A 15,143-nucleotide genomic window follows, 5' to 3' on the forward strand; every position below is an offset into this window, starting at 1 on the left:
TCCGTGATGCAGACATAAAATCGACGCACTTGCCCACAGGTGCGTCGATTTTTTTCGCCTGGGGTTCAGCCCTTCATCAACTGCGCCAGCAGTTCGTAGGAATGAATCCGGTCGGCGTGTTCATACAGGTCGCAGGTAAAAATCAGCTCATCGGCGCCGGTTTGTTCGATCAGCACCTCCAGTTTGGCGCGGATCTTTGCCGGGCTGCCGACCATCGCCAGGCCGAGGAAGCTACCGACCGCGTCCTTTTCATGAGGCAACCATAAGCCGTCCATGGTGTTGACCGGCGGGCGCTGCACCAGGCTTTGGCCGCGCATCAGCGCGAGGATGCGCTGGTACACCGATGTAGCCAGGTAGTCGGCCTGCTCGTCGGTGTCGGCGGCCACCAGCGGAATACCGAGCATCACGTAGGGTTTATCCAACACAGCCGAAGGCTTGAAGTGGTTGCGATACACGCGAATCGCCTCGTGCATCAAGCGCGGTGCGAAATGCGAGGCAAAGGCGTAGGGCAAACCGCGCTCGCCGGCCAGTTGCGCACTGAACAGGCTGGAGCCCAGCAGCCACACCGGCACATTGGTGCCGGTGCCGGGCACGGCGATCACGCGTTGGTCCGGTGTGCGCGGGCCCAGGTAAGCCATTAGCTCGGCGACATCTTCGGGGAAATCATCGGCGCTGCCGGAGCGCTCGCGGCGCAGCGCGCGCGCGGTCATCTGGTCGGAACCGGGGGCGCGGCCCAGGCCCAGGTCGATGCGTCCGGGGTACAGGCTTTCCAGGGTGCCAAACTGCTCGGCGATGACCAACGGCGCATGGTTGGGCAACATCACACCGCCCGAGCCGACGCGAATCGTGGATGTGCCGCCGGCCAGATAGCCCAGCAACACCGAGGTGGCCGAGCTGGCGATGCCATCCATGTTGTGGTGCTCGGCTACCCAGAAACGGTTGTAGCCGAACTTTTCCACATGCTGGGCCAGGTCCAGAGAATTGCGCAACGATTGCGCCGGACTGCCGTTGGCCCGCACGGGCACCAGGTCGAGGGTCGAGAACTTCACGTCGGACAGCGATTTCATAAGCCTGCTTCTCCAAGGGGGCGCGCAGGCTTTTAAGACGAACCAAGACCTGCCGCTGCATGTGCATGTTCTATGCAATGAGGGCATATACCCGAGATTCAAGAGCCGGCAGGAAAATTTCCTACTGAATTGCTAGGTCTCTCCTACAGGGTGAACTTTGCCAGCGCTTCTATCCTCAGAACTCTACTGACGCAAAACCACCGTTCGAGGAGACCGCTATGAGCATCGTTAAAAAAGCATCTGCGCACTGGGAAGGCGACCTGAAGACTGGCCTGGGTTCCATCTCCACCGAAACCGGCGTACTGCGCGAAGCGCCTTACGGGTTCAAGGCGCGTTTTGAAGGTGGCAAGGGCACCAACCCTGAAGAATTGATCGGTGCGGCCCACGCGGGCTGCTTCTCCATGGCTTTTTCCATGATTCTGGGTGATGCAGGGCTTAAAGCTGACAGCATCGACACCCAGGCTGAAGTAACGCTGGACCAAGTGGATGGCGGCTTCGCGATTACCGCCGTGCATTTGATTCTCAAGGCCAAGATCCCCGGCGCCAGCCAGGCGCAGTTCGATGAACTGAGCAAAAAGGCCAAGGAAGGGTGCCCGGTATCCAAGGTGCTGAATGCGACCATCACCCTGGATGGCACGCTGGTTAACTGACACGCTTTAATGTGGGAGGGAGCAAGCCCCCTCCCGCATTTTAATGCTGCGTTAAATCAGAACTCGCGTTTCCAAACTGTGGTCGAATAGCCATATGCAGCCTAGGCGCACACCCGTGCGCAGTGCATTCAGGGAGCTTCACACATGAAACGTTTTACCTTGGCTATCATCTGCGCTGTGTTGGCCACTTCGGCCGTGGCCGCTCCAAAAGACTGTGAAGAACTCAGGAAAGAGATTGAAGTGAAGATCCAGGCCAAGGCGATTCCGTCCTACACCCTGGAAATCATCACCGCCGAAGAAGCCAAGAACCACGACAGCGCCATGATCGTCGGCTCGTGTGAAAACGGCACCAAGCGCATCATCTACCAAAAAAACAACGACTGATCAGAGGCAGTTCACGCTGCGTTCTTCGGCCAACAACTGACGGGCTGAGCCATACAGCCGGATATTGGGCGTGAACGCCAGCGAGCGGCCCTCCAGCACATAGCGCCGGCCGGCCTGGAAGTGGTCGTATTGCAAGGTCATGAAGCAGGTACGGTATTGGAGCGAGCTAAGACCGCCAAGGCCTCCGCCAGTGGGCACCTCAAAGTCAAAGCGCACCATCAGTTCGTGGGCCCCGGGCGGCATTTGGAAATAACGCCCATCATCGAGATTTTTGCCATCCAGACGCTGCGCCATCACCATCTTGGCGCCCGGTGTCGGCGTGATGAAATCGACCCAGGCCTGTTGCGGGTCAGCGGGCGGCACAGAGGTGGACGTACAGGCGCTGATGAGCAGGGCGGCGAGGCAAAGCAAGAGCTGGCGCATGACAGGCACTCGGCGATAGGAAGAGTATTTTTGTGAGTATAACCACGAACCTATTACCTAGGAGCCGTCAGGGCATGGTCAGGCGTTTTCTTGCAGGGTCGATGGTTGTGCTGCTCAGCGGTTGCTCCAGCGTCAGTTACTACGGCCAACTGGCGGGCGGCCAATGGCAGCTTTTGCGGGCGCGGGAGCCGGTTACGAAGGTGATCGCCGACCCCTCGCGCGCGCAGCCGTTGCGTGATCATCTCGCTCAATCCCAGAAAGCACGTACCTTCGCCAGCGAACATCTGCACCTGCCCGACAACCAGAGTTACCGGCTGTATGCCGATATTGGTCGGCCCTACGTGGTGTGGAATGTCTTCGCCACGCAGGAATTTTCCCTGTCTGCCGAGAACCATTGCTTCCCCATCGCCGGATGCGTGGCCTATCGCGGCTACTACAACCAGGGCGCGGCACGGGGCGAGGCGGCGTTATTGCGCCAGCAGGGCATGGATGTATCAATTGGCGGTGTCGAGGCCTATTCCACGTTAGGTTGGTTCAACGACCCGATCATGAGCTCGATGATGAATTGGGGCGATGAACGCCTGGCCACACTGATCTTTCATGAGTTGGCCCACCAGCGCTTCTACGTGAAGGACGACACGGAGTTCAACGAGTCATTCGCCACTTTCGTCGAGCAGGAAGGCACTCGCCAATGGCGCGCCGCCCGTGGTTTGGCGCCTCAAAGCGACACGATGTTGAAACAGCGCGACCAGTTTATCCAGCTGATCCTCGACACTCGCAAACGCCTGGAAAAACTCTACGCCCAGCCCTTGGCAGCGGGTGTGATGCGCCAGGCCAAGGCCGCCGAATTTGAGCGGTTGCGCAGTGACTATCGCCAAGTGCGCGATAGCCAATGGGGTGGCGATAAACGTTATGACGCCTGGATCAACCAGCCGATGAACAACGCGCGGTTGTTGCCGTTCGGGCTCTATGACCAGTGGGTGCCGGCGTTTGCGGCGTTGTTCAGGCGCGAAGGAGGGGATTGGGTGAAGTTCTATGCCGCGGTTGAGAAGCTGGGCGGATTGCCGATCGCGCAGCGCAAAGCGGCGTTGAAACAGTTGGAAGGTATTGATTTATAGGGCCTCATCGGGGGCAAGCCTCCCACAGTGGGAGGGGGCTTGCCCCCGATGACGACCTCAAGGCCGCCGCAAAAAAGCCTGATGCATCTCAGCCAACGTCTCAAAATGCCACGTCGGCGCCTCAGCATTCAATTCCTCATAGCTGCCAAACCCATACCCCACCGCCGCGCAATCGAGCCCATTGCTGCGCGCACCGATCAGGTCATGCTTGCGATCACCGATCATCAAGGTGGTGGTGGGGTCCAGGCCTTCTTCGCTGATCAAATGCGCAATCAGCTCGACCTTGTTGGTGCGCGTGCCATCCAACTCGCTGCCGTAAATCAGCTTGAAGTGCCTGGCAAAGTCGAAATGCCTGGCGATCTCGCGGGCAAACTCCCACGGCTTGGAGGTCGCCACGTACAAGTGGCGGCCCTGGCCGTTGAGTTCTTCCAGCAGCGGCAGCACGCCATCGAACACGCGGTTTTCATACAGCCCGGTGACCTTGAAGCGCTCGCGGTAGAAATTCACCGCTTCCCAGGCCTTGGTTTCATCGAAGCCGTAGAACTGCATGAAGGCCTGCAGCAACGGCGGGCCGATGAAGTGTTCGAGCTTGCCCAGGTCCGGTTCATCGATGCCCAGTTTGCCGAGGGCGTACTGGATCGAGCGGGTGATGCCCTCGCGAGGATCGGTGAGGGTGCCGTCCAGGTCGAACAGGACGGTTTGGTAAGGCAGGCTCATTGGTCGAACCCTTGGGCCAGGTGCAGGTCTTTGAGCTTCACGTAGTTCGCGGCGCTGTAGGTGAAAAAGGCGCGCTCTTTGTCAGTCAGCGCGCGGACTTGTTTAACCGGGCTGCCCACATACAAAAAGCCGCTGTCGAGTTTCTTGCCCGGTGGCACCAGGCTGCCGGCGCCAATGATCACGTCGTCTTGCACCACCGCGCCGTCCATCACGATGCTGCCCATGCCGATCAGGATGCGGTTGCCCACGGTGCAGCCATGCAGCATGACCTTGTGGGCGATGGTCACGTCGTCGCCGATCAGCAGGGGGAAACCATCAGGATTGAACGGCCCGGCGTGAGTAATGTGCAGCACGCAGCCGTCCTGGACGCTGGTGCGCTCACCGATGCGGATGCGGTGCATGTCGCCGCGAATCACGGTCAATGGCCAAACGGAGCTGTCGGTGCCGATTTCGACATCGCCGATCACCACCGCCGAAGCATCGACAAACGCCCCGGCGCCCAGGGTTGGCGTGTGGTTCTGATAGGTGCGAAGGGTCACGATAGGCTCTCTCTCTTCTGCTGATAGCTGCGGTGGGCGTTGATTGTAATTAAGATGGCCCCATCTTTGTCTTACCTGTTTCTTCAGCCAAGGTGCCAACCGTGAGCGCGAACAACCCTCTTCTGCAGTCCTACGACCTGCCGCCGTTCTCGGCGATCCGTGCCGAGCACGTCCAACCGGCCATCGAACAGATCCTCGCCGAAAACCGCGTGGCCATCGAAGGCATCCTGCAACGCCAGGGTAAAAATCCTACCTGGGCCGGCCTGGTGCTGGCCATGGACGAACTCAATGACCGCCTGGGCGCCGCCTGGAGCCCGGTCAGCCACCTCAACGCCGTGTGTAACAGTGCCGAACTGCGTGAAGCCTACGAGGCGTGTCTGCCTGCATTGAGCGCCTACTCCACCGAGATGGGCCAGAACCGCCAGTTGTTCCAGGCCTTCGAAGCCCTGGCCAACAGCCCGGAAGCCGCCGGTTTCGATGTGGCGCAAAAAACCATCCTTGAGCACTCCCTGCGTGATTTCCGCCTGTCGGGTATCGACCTGCCGCCGGAGCAACAGAAGCGCTACGCCGAAGTGCAGAGCAAACTCTCCGAGCTGGGCAGCAAGTTTTCCAACCAACTGTTGGACGCCACCCAAGCCTGGACCAAGCACGTCACCGATGAAGCCACCCTCGCCGGCCTGACCGACTCGGCCAAGGCGCAAATGGCCGCCGCTGCACAGGCCAAGGGCCTCGATGGCTGGCTGATCACCCTGGAATTCCCCAGCTACTACGCGGTGATGACCTACGCCCAGGACCGCGCCCTGCGTGAAGAAATCTACGCCGCCTACTGCACTCGAGCGTCGGACCAAGGCCCGAATGCCGGTCAGAACGATAACGGCCCTGTGATGGAGCAGATCCTCGACCTGCGTCAGGAGTTGGCCCAACTGCTCGGTTTCGCTTCCTTCGCCGAGCTGAGCCTGGCCACCAAGATGGCCGAATCCAGCGATCAGGTGCTGAGTTTCCTACGTGACCTGGCCAAGCGCAGCAAGCCGTTTGCCGCTCAGGATCTGCAACAGCTCAAGGCTTACGCCGCTGAACAAGGCTGTGCCGACCTGCAAAGCTGGGATAGCGGTTTTTACGGTGAAAAACTGCGTGAGCAGCGCTACAGCGTGTCCCAGGAAGCGTTGCGCGCCTACTTCCCGATCGACAAGGTGCTGGGCGGCCTGTTTGCCGTTGTGCAGCGCCTGTACGGCATCGAGATCGCCGAGCAAAAAGGCTTCGACACCTGGCACCCGGATGTTCGTCTGTTTGAAATCAAGGAAAACGGCGAGCACGTCGGGCGCTTCTTCTTCGATCTGTACGCCCGCGCCAACAAGCGCGGTGGCGCCTGGATGGACGGCGCCCGTGACCGTCGCCGCACCGTCGACGGCGTGCTGCAAAGCCCGGTGGCCAACCTGGTGTCCAACTTCACGCCGGCCGACAGCGGCAAACCTGCCCTGCTGACCCACGACGAAGTCACCACCCTGTTCCACGAATTCGGCCACGGCCTGCATCACCTGCTGACCCGCGTCGAACACGCCGGCGTGTCCGGCATCAACGGCGTGGCGTGGGATGCGGTGGAGTTGCCGAGCCAGTTCATGGAGAACTGGTGCTGGGAGCCGGAAGGTCTGGCGTTGATCTCCGGCCACTATGAAACCGGTGAGCCTCTGCCTCAGGACCTGCTGCAAAAAATGCTCGCGGCGAAGAATTTCCAGTCCGGCCTGATGATGGTGCGCCAGCTGGAGTTTTCGCTGTTCGACTTTGAAATGCACGCCACCCATGGCGATGGCCGCAGTGTGGCGCAGGTGCTCGAAGGCGTGCGTGACGAGGTGTCGGTGATGCGTCCGCCGGCCTACAACCGTTTCCCCAACAGCTTTGCGCACATCTTTGCCGGTGGTTACGCGGCGGGGTACTACAGCTACAAGTGGGCCGAAGTACTCTCGGCGGATGCCTTTTCCAAATTCGAGGAAGACGGCGTGCTCAATGCAGACACCGGTCGCGCCTTTCGCGAAGCGATCCTGGCGCGCGGCGGTTCCCAGGCGCCGATGGTGCTGTTCGTCGACTTCCGCGGACGCGAGCCGTCGATTGACGCACTCTTGCGCCATAGCGGCCTGAGTGAGGACGCGGCAGCATGAGCGAAGGGCCTGTGATCACCAAGAAGCAATTTATCGCCGGGGCGGTATGCCCGGCGTGCAGCGAACCGGACAAGCTGAAGATGTGGACCGAAGACAGCGTGCCGCACCGCGAGTGTGTGGCCTGCGGGTATACCGATACCTTGAATGACCAAGGGTTGTCGGTGCCCAAGGAGCTGGGTACGCGGGTCAATACCTCGGCACTGAAAGCGCCGGCCGACCCTAAGGTTCAGGCGGTGCAATTCTTCCCGAACCCGAAGCTTAAAAAAGACTAAAGGCCTTACGCAGGCCAATGTGGGAGGGGGCTTGCCCCCGATGGCGCAAGGTCAGCCAGCCTCGGTATAGGCTGACCCACCGCCATCGGGAGCAAGCCCCCTCCCACTTTTTTGCGCGTTGAAACCATTTCCCAATGCTTAGCCTGCTATCCTTTGTAACCATTGATTGCCAAAAATAGACGAGCCGTTCTCCAGAAACGGCCGAATAAACCCGTGACCCCATGATGAGGTGCCCCCATGTCTGATCAAGATCAAGACAACCCCCGGCGTGACTTTTTGCGCAAATCCTTGACCTTGATCCCGGTGGTCACGGTTGCCAGCACTGGCCTTGGCGGCTCCATGCTGATGGCGGCACCTGAACCTGCGCAGGCCGCGCCAGCCCAGCCTGCTGCGAGTGACAAGGCCTACGAACCGACCTATTTCACGGCCGAGGAATGGGCGTTTATCAACGCCGCCGTCGAGCGCCTGATCCCGGCCGATGCCCAAGGCCCTGGTGCGCTGGAAGCGGGCGCGCCGGAGTACATCGACCGCCAGATGAACACGCCGTATGCCAGTGGTGCGTTGTGGTTCATGCAAGGCCCGTTCAACGCCGACGCGGCGCCGGAGATGGGCTGGCAGAGCAAATTGGTACCCAAAGAGATCTACCGCCTGGGCATTGCCGCTACGGATGCTTGGTCCAAAGCGTTCAACGGTAAAGCTTTCGCTGAGCAAGACAGCGCTACCCGAGACGATATGTTGCGTCGCCTGGAGGCGGGCGGCAACGAACTGACCGCGCATTTTGACGCGGTGCCGCCGAAAATGTTCTTCAACCTGTTGCTGCAAAACACCAAGGAAGGGTTCTTTTGCGACCCGATCCACGGTGGCAACAAGGGCATGGTCGGCTGGACCATGATCGGCTTCCCCGGCGCCCGCGCCGACTTTATGGATTGGGTAGAGCGCAACGAGCAATACCCTTTCCCGGCCGTTTCCATGCGCGGCGAGAGGGCATAAACGTGGCGACCATCATGAAAAAAGTAGACGCGGTGATCGTCGGTTTTGGCTGGACCGGCGCGATCATGGCCAAGGAACTGACAGAAGCAGGCCTCAACGTGCTGGCGCTGGAGCGCGGGCCGATGCAGGACACCTACCCTGACGGCAACTACCCGCAGGTCATCGACGAATTGACCTACAGCGTGCGCAAGAAACTCTTCCAGGACATTTCCAAAGAGACCGTGACTATTCGCCATAGCGTGAATGACGTTGCCCTGCCCAATCGTCAGCTTGGCGCGTTTTTACCGGGCAATGGCGTCGGTGGCGCGGGCCTGCATTGGTCCGGGGTGCATTTTCGTGTCGATCCGATGGAGCTGCGCATGCGCAGCCATTACGAAGAGCGCTACGGGAAAAATTTTATTCCCAAGGACATGACCATCCAGGATTTCGGTGTCAGTTATGAGGAGCTGGAGCCGTTCTTCGACTATGCAGAAAAGGTCTTCGGCACCTCCGGCCAGGCCTGGACGGTGAAAGGGCAACTGGTGGGTGAAGGCCGTGGCGGCAACCCCTACGCGCCGGACCGTTCCAACCCGTTTCCACTGGCATCGCAGAAAAACACCGTCTCCGCGCAGCTGTTTCAGAAAGCGGCGGCCGAGGTTGGCTACAAACCCTACAACCTGCCGTCCGCCAATACTTCAAGGCCGTACACCAACCCCTACGGCGCGCAGATGGGGCCGTGCAACTTCTGCGGTTTTTGCAGTGGCTACGTGTGCTACATGTATTCCAAGGCGTCGCCGAACGTGAACATTTTGCCGGCGTTGCGCCAGGTGCCCAATTTTGAACTGCGGCCCAATAGCCACGTGCTCAAGGTCAACCTCGACAGCACCGGCAAAAAAGCCACCGGCGTGACCTATGTAGACGCCCAGGGCCGTGAAGTCGAGCAACCGGCTGACTTGGTGATCCTCGGCGCGTTCCAGTTCCACAATGTGCGCCTCATGCTGCTGTCGGGCATCGGCAAGCCGTACGACCCGATCACCAATGAGGGCGTGGTGGGTAGGAACTTCGCTTACCAGAATATGGCGACCATCAAGGCGTTCTTCGACAAGGACACCCACACCAACAATTTCATCGGTGCCGGCGGCAATGGCGTGGCCATCGATGACTTCAACGCGGATAACTTCGACCACGGGCCCCATGGCTTCGTGGGCGGCTCGCCGATGTGGGTCAACCAGGCCGGCAGCCGACCGATCGCCGGTACGTCAAACCCGCCGGGCACCCCAGCCTGGGGCAGTGCGTGGAAGCGCGCCACCGCCGATTACTACACCCATCAGGTGTCGATGGATGCCCACGGTGCGCATCAATCCTACCGGGGTAATTACCTGGATCTGGACCCGGTCTACCGCGATGCCTACGGCCTGCCGTTGTTGCGGATGACGTTCGACTGGCAAGAAAACGACATCAAGATGAACCGCTTCATGGTCGAGAAGATGGGCAAGGTTGCGCAAGCGATGAACCCCAAGGCCATCGCCGTGATCGGCAAAAAGGTCGGTGAGCACTTCAACACCGCGTCGTACCAGACCACCCACCTCAACGGCGGCGCGATCATGGGCACCGACCCGAAGACCAGCGCGTTGAACCGCTACCTGCAGAGCTGGGATGTACACAACGTGTTTGTCCCAGGTGCGTCCGCTTTCCCACAGGGCCTTGGCTATAACCCTACTGGCCTGGTGGCGGCGCTGACCTACTGGTCGGCGCGGGCGATTCGCGAGCAGTACCTGAAGAACCCCGGCCCACTGGTTCAGGCATAAGGAGCGATGACCATGAAAGCATTCGTTATCGCCTCTTTGGCACTGTTCAGCAGCTGTTCGGTAAGCGCGGCCGAGGCCGACCTGATCAAGCAGGGCGAATACCTGGCCCGCGCGGGTGACTGCGTGGCTTGCCACACCGCCAAGGGCGGCAAGCCCTTTGCCGGTGGCCTGCCGATGGAAACCCCGATCGGCGTGATCTATTCCACCAACATCACCCCGGACAAGAGCGGCCTGGGCGACTACAGCTTCGAAGACTTCGATAAGGCCGTGCGCCATGGCGTCGCCAAGAGCGGTAGTACGCTTTACCCGGCGATGCCCTACCCGTCTTACGCGCGTGTCAGCGACAGCGATATGCAGGCGTTGTATGCGTACTTCATGAAGGGCGTGGAACCGGTTGCGCAGGAGAACAAGAGCAGTGACATCCCTTGGCCCCTGAGCATGCGTTGGCCATTGGCGGCGTGGCGCTGGATGTTTGCGCCTGAGGTAGCGGAAAAACCGGCGGCGGCGGACGTCGACCCGGTGATCAGTCGTGGCGCTTACCTCGTGGAAGGCCTGGGCCATTGCGGCGCGTGCCACACACCGCGCGCCCTGACCATGCAGGAAAAAGCTCTGAGCGCCACGGACGGCAGTGCATTCTTGTCCGGCAGCGCGCCGCTGGAAGGCTGGATCGCCAAAAACCTGCGTGGCGACCATAAGGACGGCCTCGGCAGCTGGAACGAAGACCAGTTGGTGCAATTTCTCAAGACCGGTCGCAGTGATCGCAGCGCGGTGTTTGGCGGCATGAGTGACGTGGTTGTCCACAGCTTGCAATACATGTCGGAAGAAGACCTGACCGCTGTCGCCCGTTACCTCAAGAGCCTGCCGGCAGTGGATCCCGACGATCAACCGCATCAGTACGACAAACAGGTGGCCGAGGCCCTGTGGAAGGGCGACGACAGCAAGCCGGGCGCGTCGGTGTATATCGACAACTGCGCGGCTTGCCATCGCACCGATGGCCATGGCTACACCCGCGTATTCCCGGCGCTGGCGGGCAACCCGGTGTTGCAGACGGCGGATGCGACCTCGTTGATCAACATCGTGTTGAACGGCGGCACCTTGCCTGCCACCCACACGGCGCCGTCCACGTTCACCATGCCGGCGTTCGCCTGGCGTCTGTCGGACCAGGAAGTAGCGGATGTAGTCAGTTTTATCCGTGGCAGTTGGGGCAATAAAGGCGCGCCGGTCAGCGCAAGCGAGGTGGCCGACCTGCGCAAGCACGACATGCAGACTACCTCGGGCGATGACCTGGGCCAGGTCACACAAAAGCACTGACCGCCAAACGGCACTGGTCAGAAATCGTGCGCCTCGATACTGTATATAAAAACAGTATCGAGGCGCTTTATGTCTACTCCGCTGCCGCCCCGTGGCCGGGGCACCGCCACTAACCTGCACAATCGCTTTGCGCCCACGGTCAGCGTGGCCGAGGACGACGGCTGGTACCAGGAAGTGCCACCCACCCAGGGCACCGAAGTGCGCATCGAAACGGCCAAGACCATCATCACCCGCAACAACTCGCCGGATTTGCCGTTCGACCGTTCGATCAACCCTTATCGCGGTTGCGAGCATGGCTGTATCTACTGTTATGCACGGCCCAGCCATGCCTATTGGGACATGTCGCCAGGGCTGGATTTCGAAACCAAACTGATCGCCAAGAGCAACGCCGCCGATGTGCTGGAACAGCAGCTGTCCAAGCCGGGCTACGTATGCGCGCCGATCAACCTGGGTTCCAACACCGATCCGTACCAGCCTATCGAGCGTGAATACAGGATCACCCGGCAAACCCTCGAAGTGCTGCTGCGTTACCGGCACCCGGTGACCATCATCACCAAGGGCTCGCTGATCCTGCGCGACCTCGACCTGCTCACTGAGCTGGCGCGGCAACGGCTGGTGGCGGTGATGATCAGCCTTACCAGCCTGGATGATGAGCTCAAGCGCATCCTGGAGCCGCGTACGGCGGCGCCAAAGGCAAGGTTGCGCGCGATCCGGGTAATGCGCGAGGCGGGTATCCCGGTGGGTGTGCTGTGCTCTCCGATGATTCCGATGATCAACGACAGCGAGCTGGAAAGCCTGCTGACTGAAGCCCATGCCGCCGGTGCGCAAAGCGCGGCCTACATGATGCTGCGCCTGCCGCTGGAGGTGGCGCCGCTGTTCGAGGAGTGGCTGGCGGCGCATTATCCGCAGCGTGCGGCCCATGTGATGAGCCTGGTGCGGCAGGTACGCGGTGGCGAGGTATACGACAGCCGCTTCGGCGTGCGCATGCGTGGCGAAGGGCCCTTTGCCGATCTGTTGGCGCAGCGCTTCAGCAAGGCGATCAAGCGCCTGGGGCTCAATCGTCGGGAGGGTTTCAACCTGGACTGTACGGCGTTCTGCCCGCCGGGCAGGCAGATGGCATTGTTGTAGACTGCTGCGCGGGAACGCACCGTTCCTGTCGCGATGGTCGCGTTTTGATATCACTGAAACCCTCGATCTAGAGCGGTTCATTCAGTTTGAGTTAAGTTTCGACGGTTACCTTGTTCCGCGAGTGACTGATGAGTCGGCATTCGGGTCTTTGGAGTTTTACAACTATTCCACTGGCTGAGCGTCGAACTGTCCTGAACACTCCCCCTGCATTAATCAAGAGGATGAATCATGAGTGACCAGGATAAACAGCCGTTGGCTGCGTCGGCTTCAGCCCCTCAGGTGGCGGAAACTGCCGATGCAGCGCTGCAACACATTGTTGACGGCTTTTTGCATTTCCATCACGACGTCTTCCCTCAGCAGGAAGAACTCTTCAAGAAACTCGCCACGGCGCAGAGCCCGCGGGCGATGTTCATCACCTGCGCCGACTCGCGCATCGTGCCCGAGCTGATCACCCAAAGCTCCCCTGGCGACCTGTTCGTGACCCGTAACGTCGGCAATGTGGTGCCGCCCTACGGCCAGATGAACGGGGGTGTTTCCACCGCCATCGAGTACGCGGTACTCGCCCTGGGTGTGCAGCACATCATCGTCTGCGGGCACTCCGATTGCGGCGCCATGCGCGCGGTACTCAACCCCGACAGCCTGGAAAAGATGCCGACGGTCAAAGCCTGGTTGCGTCATGCCGAGGTCGCCAAGGCCATGGTTCATGACAACTGTGACTGCGCCAACGAAGGCGAGAGCATGAAGGTGCTGACCGAAGAAAACGTCATCGCCCAGCTGCAACACTTGCGCACCCACCCTTCCGTGGCGTCACGCATGGCCAATGGTCATTTGTTTATCCATGGCTGGATCTACAACATCGAGACCAGTGAAATCCGGGCCTACGATGCTGACAAGGCGGCGTTCCGACCGCTGAACGGCACCGAGCCGATTCCTTCAGCGACGCCTAAAGCGCGCTTCTAAAACACTTCCCTGCCGGGTAATGCGGTGGCTGCCATGGATGCAGCCAGGCTTTACCGCGCCCGGCGAATGCCTCGGGAGAGTCATCATGCGTGCTGCTCAATTGAAAGCTGTACTGCCACGGGAGCTGCTCGCCTCGGTGGTTGTGTTTCTGGTCGCCCTGCCGCTGTGCATGGGAATCGCCATCGCATCCGGCATGCCGCCTGCCAAAGGCTTGATAACCGGGATTATCGGTGGCCTGGTGGTGGGCTGGCTGGCGGGTTCGCCTTTGCAGGTCAGTGGGCCGGCGGCTGGCCTTGCGGTGTTGGTGTTCGAGTTGGTGCGCCAGCACGGCATGTCGATGCTCGGGCCGATCCTGCTGCTGGCGGGTTTCCTGCAATTGGTGGCAGGGCGTCTGCGCCTGGGTTGCTGGTTCCGCGTAACGGCGCCGGCGGTGGTGTACGGCATGCTGGCGGGGATCGGCGTACTGATTGTGCTCTCGCAGGTGCATGTGATGCTCGACGGCGCGCCCAAGCCGTCCGGGCTGGATAACCTGACGGGCTTCCCGGCGGCATTGGCCGAGGCCGTTCCCACCCTTGGCGGCGGGCTCGGCTGGCAGGCGGGCTTGTTGGGTTTGTCGACGATGCTGGTGATGTACCTGTGGGATAAATTGCGCCCACCGCGGTTGCGCTTCGTACCGGGTGCCCTGCTGGGCGTTGGCCTTGCAACCGTCACCAGCCTGGTGCTGGCGTTGCAGGTCAAGCGTGTGGACGTGCCGGAAAACCTCGCGGATGCCATCGACTGGCTACGTCCCAGCGACTTGTTGAACCTGGCCGACCCGCAGCTGTTGATCGCCGCGTTCGCCGTGGCGTTTATCGCCAGCGCCGAAACCCTGCTCTCCGCCGCCGCTGTTGACCGCATGCACAGCGGCCAGCGTTCCGATTTCGATAAGGAATTGTCCGCGCAAGGTGTCGGCAATATGCTCTGTGGCCTGGTCGGCGCCCTGCCGATGACCGGCGTGATCGTGCGCAGCTCGGCCAACGTCCAGGCGGGCGCCACGACGCGTTTGTCGGCGATGTTCCACGGCGTGTGGTTGTTGGGCTTTGTGTTGTTGCTGTCCAGCGTGCTGCAAAGCATTCCGGTGGCGAGCCTGGCCGGCGTGCTGGTGTACACCGGGATCAAGCTGGTCGATATCAAGGCGTTCAAAGCCTTGGGACGCTACGGGCGGATGCCGATGTTCACCTATGCGGCCACGGCGCTGGCAATCATCTTTACCGACCTGCTGACGGGCGTGCTGGTGGGCTTTGGTCTTACGTTGGTCAAGTTGGCGTTCAAGGCTTCACGCCTGAAAATCAGCCTCATCGACTTGCCCCAGGGCGGTGAGATGGAGCTGCGCCTGACCGGTGCCGCGACCTTCCTCAAAGTGCCGGCGTTGACCCAGGTGCTGTCGACAGTGCCTGCGGGTGCCACCGTGCATGTACCACTCAACAACCTGAGCTACATCGACCATTCCTGCCTGGAATTGCTGGAGGAATGGGGGCGGGCCAATGCGGCGAAAGGCTCGAAGTTGGTGATTGAGGCGCGGGGGTTGAAGCGCAGGCTCGAAGGGCGGATTCGCACGACGACGGGGATCGGCTCGGCACCGTCCGTCACCTGACAAAACCGGCA

15 protein-coding genes are annotated in these 15,143 nt (G+C 60.8%); 11 read left to right on the forward strand and 4 right to left on the reverse strand.

All coding sequences use genetic code 11. The features are described 5' to 3' along the window. Positions 1–65 precede the first annotated feature (65 nt). Complete coding sequence (locus KSS96_RS01080; protein ID WP_017528712.1) at positions 66–1,067, reverse strand: LLM class flavin-dependent oxidoreductase; 1,002 nt, start codon at positions 1,065–1,067, stop codon at positions 66–68. A 218-nt stretch (positions 1,068–1,285) separates the two neighbouring features. Between KSS96_RS01080 and KSS96_RS01085 the strand changes: the two genes are divergently transcribed. Both KSS96_RS01085 and KSS96_RS01090 read left to right on the forward strand, forming a co-directional pair. After that, on the forward strand, positions 1,286–1,717 hold the full coding sequence (locus KSS96_RS01085) for an OsmC family protein (protein ID WP_003170750.1): 432 nt from the start codon (positions 1,286–1,288) through the stop codon (positions 1,715–1,717). A gap of 144 nt (positions 1,718–1,861) precedes the next feature. Continuing rightward, positions 1,862–2,101, forward strand: a complete 240-nt coding sequence (locus tag KSS96_RS01090; RefSeq protein WP_017528713.1) for a DUF1161 domain-containing protein — start codon at positions 1,862–1,864, stop codon at positions 2,099–2,101. On the opposite strand, the gene KSS96_RS01095 is transcribed toward KSS96_RS01090, so the two are convergent. Continuing rightward, on the reverse strand, positions 2,102–2,524 hold the full coding sequence (locus tag KSS96_RS01095; RefSeq protein ID WP_116078023.1) for a PA0061/PA0062 family lipoprotein: 423 nt from the start codon (positions 2,522–2,524) through the stop codon (positions 2,102–2,104). A 74-nt stretch (positions 2,525–2,598) separates the two neighbouring features. Here KSS96_RS01095 and KSS96_RS01100 point away from each other — a divergent pair, with 74 nt between their 5' ends. Further along, complete coding sequence (locus tag KSS96_RS01100; protein ID WP_217855580.1) at positions 2,599–3,642, forward strand: aminopeptidase; 1,044 nt, start codon at positions 2,599–2,601, stop codon at positions 3,640–3,642. Between the two features lie 57 nt (positions 3,643–3,699). Here the strand turns inward: KSS96_RS01100 and KSS96_RS01105 are convergent, their stop codons facing one another. Together KSS96_RS01105 and KSS96_RS01110 are read right to left on the reverse strand one after the other, a co-directional pair. Beyond that, the gene (locus KSS96_RS01105; protein WP_068937956.1) at positions 3,700–4,359 is read right to left on the reverse strand and encodes an HAD family hydrolase; all 660 of its coding nucleotides are present in this window, start codon (positions 4,357–4,359) and stop codon (positions 3,700–3,702) included. Next, entirely contained in the window at positions 4,356–4,898 is a 543-nt protein-coding gene (locus KSS96_RS01110; RefSeq protein WP_017528717.1) for a gamma carbonic anhydrase family protein, read from the reverse strand. Before KSS96_RS01110 ends, KSS96_RS01105 begins: the two co-directional genes overlap by 4 nt. A gap of 101 nt (positions 4,899–4,999) precedes the next feature. Between KSS96_RS01110 and prlC the strand changes: the two genes are divergently transcribed. The 8 genes from prlC (at position 5,000) to KSS96_RS01150 (ending at position 15,132) form a co-directional block, all read left to right on the forward strand. After that, positions 5,000–7,051, forward strand: a complete 2,052-nt coding sequence (prlC, locus tag KSS96_RS01115) for an oligopeptidase A (RefSeq protein ID WP_217855581.1) — start codon at positions 5,000–5,002, stop codon at positions 7,049–7,051. Next, positions 7,048–7,323 (forward strand): YheV family putative zinc ribbon protein, encoded by a 276-nt coding sequence (locus tag KSS96_RS01120; RefSeq protein WP_017528719.1) that lies wholly within the window; start codon positions 7,048–7,050, stop codon positions 7,321–7,323. The genes prlC and KSS96_RS01120 overlap by 4 nt, the downstream gene beginning before the upstream one ends. A 237-nt stretch (positions 7,324–7,560) precedes the next feature. Next, positions 7,561–8,313, forward strand: coding sequence for a gluconate 2-dehydrogenase subunit 3 family protein (locus KSS96_RS01125; RefSeq protein ID WP_017528720.1), 753 nt, complete (start codon positions 7,561–7,563; stop codon positions 8,311–8,313). 2 nt (positions 8,314–8,315) lie between these two features. Beyond that, the gene (locus KSS96_RS01130) at positions 8,316–10,100 is read left to right on the forward strand and encodes a GMC family oxidoreductase (protein WP_217855582.1); all 1,785 of its coding nucleotides are present in this window, start codon (positions 8,316–8,318) and stop codon (positions 10,098–10,100) included. Between the two features lie 12 nt (positions 10,101–10,112). Continuing rightward, positions 10,113–11,411, forward strand: a complete 1,299-nt coding sequence (locus KSS96_RS01135) for a cytochrome c (RefSeq protein WP_026067326.1) — start codon at positions 10,113–10,115, stop codon at positions 11,409–11,411. A gap of 69 nt (positions 11,412–11,480) precedes the next feature. After that, positions 11,481–12,539 (forward strand): PA0069 family radical SAM protein, encoded by a 1,059-nt coding sequence (locus KSS96_RS01140; RefSeq protein ID WP_017528723.1) that lies wholly within the window; start codon positions 11,481–11,483, stop codon positions 12,537–12,539. 228 nt (positions 12,540–12,767) lie between these two features. After that, entirely contained in the window at positions 12,768–13,499 is a 732-nt protein-coding gene (locus tag KSS96_RS01145; RefSeq protein WP_017528724.1) for a carbonic anhydrase, read from the forward strand. Positions 13,500–13,584: 85 nt separating this feature from the next. After that, positions 13,585–15,132 carry a SulP family inorganic anion transporter gene (locus tag KSS96_RS01150; RefSeq protein WP_217855583.1) on the forward strand — a complete coding sequence of 516 codons (1,548 nt, stop codon included), beginning with the start codon at positions 13,585–13,587 and terminating at the stop codon, positions 15,130–15,132. The last annotated feature ends 11 nt before the right edge of the window (positions 15,133–15,143 follow it).

It is taken from the genome of Pseudomonas asgharzadehiana (genome assembly GCF_019139815.1).
Taxonomy (GTDB): domain Bacteria; phylum Pseudomonadota; class Gammaproteobacteria; order Pseudomonadales; family Pseudomonadaceae; genus Aquipseudomonas; species Aquipseudomonas asgharzadehiana.

Bases quoted from the DNA above. Each gene is read 5' to 3' on its own strand.
- KSS96_RS01100 (WP_217855580.1), top strand. From the start codon at position 2,599: ATGGTCAGGCGTTTTCTTGCAGGGTCGATGGTTGTGCTGCTCAGCGGT.
- KSS96_RS01085 (WP_003170750.1), top strand. From the start codon at position 1,286: ATGAGCATCGTTAAAAAAGCATCTGCGCACTGGGAAGGCGACCTGAAG.
- KSS96_RS01105 (WP_068937956.1), bottom strand. From the start codon at position 4,359: ATGAGCCTGCCTTACCAAACCGTCCTGTTCGACCTGGACGGCACCCTC.
- KSS96_RS01080 (WP_017528712.1), bottom strand. From the start codon at position 1,067: ATGAAATCGCTGTCCGACGTGAAGTTCTCGACCCTCGACCTGGTGCCC.
- KSS96_RS01140 (WP_017528723.1), top strand. From the start codon at position 11,481: ATGTCTACTCCGCTGCCGCCCCGTGGCCGGGGCACCGCCACTAACCTG.
- KSS96_RS01095 (WP_116078023.1), bottom strand. From the start codon at position 2,524: ATGCGCCAGCTCTTGCTTTGCCTCGCCGCCCTGCTCATCAGCGCCTGT.
- KSS96_RS01150 (WP_217855583.1), top strand. From the start codon at position 13,585: ATGCGTGCTGCTCAATTGAAAGCTGTACTGCCACGGGAGCTGCTCGCC.
- KSS96_RS01125 (WP_017528720.1), top strand. From the start codon at position 7,561: ATGTCTGATCAAGATCAAGACAACCCCCGGCGTGACTTTTTGCGCAAA.
- KSS96_RS01090 (WP_017528713.1), top strand. From the start codon at position 1,862: ATGAAACGTTTTACCTTGGCTATCATCTGCGCTGTGTTGGCCACTTCG.
- KSS96_RS01135 (WP_026067326.1), top strand. From the start codon at position 10,113: ATGAAAGCATTCGTTATCGCCTCTTTGGCACTGTTCAGCAGCTGTTCG.
- KSS96_RS01145 (WP_017528724.1), top strand. From the start codon at position 12,768: ATGAGTGACCAGGATAAACAGCCGTTGGCTGCGTCGGCTTCAGCCCCT.
- KSS96_RS01120 (WP_017528719.1), top strand. From the start codon at position 7,048: ATGAGCGAAGGGCCTGTGATCACCAAGAAGCAATTTATCGCCGGGGCG.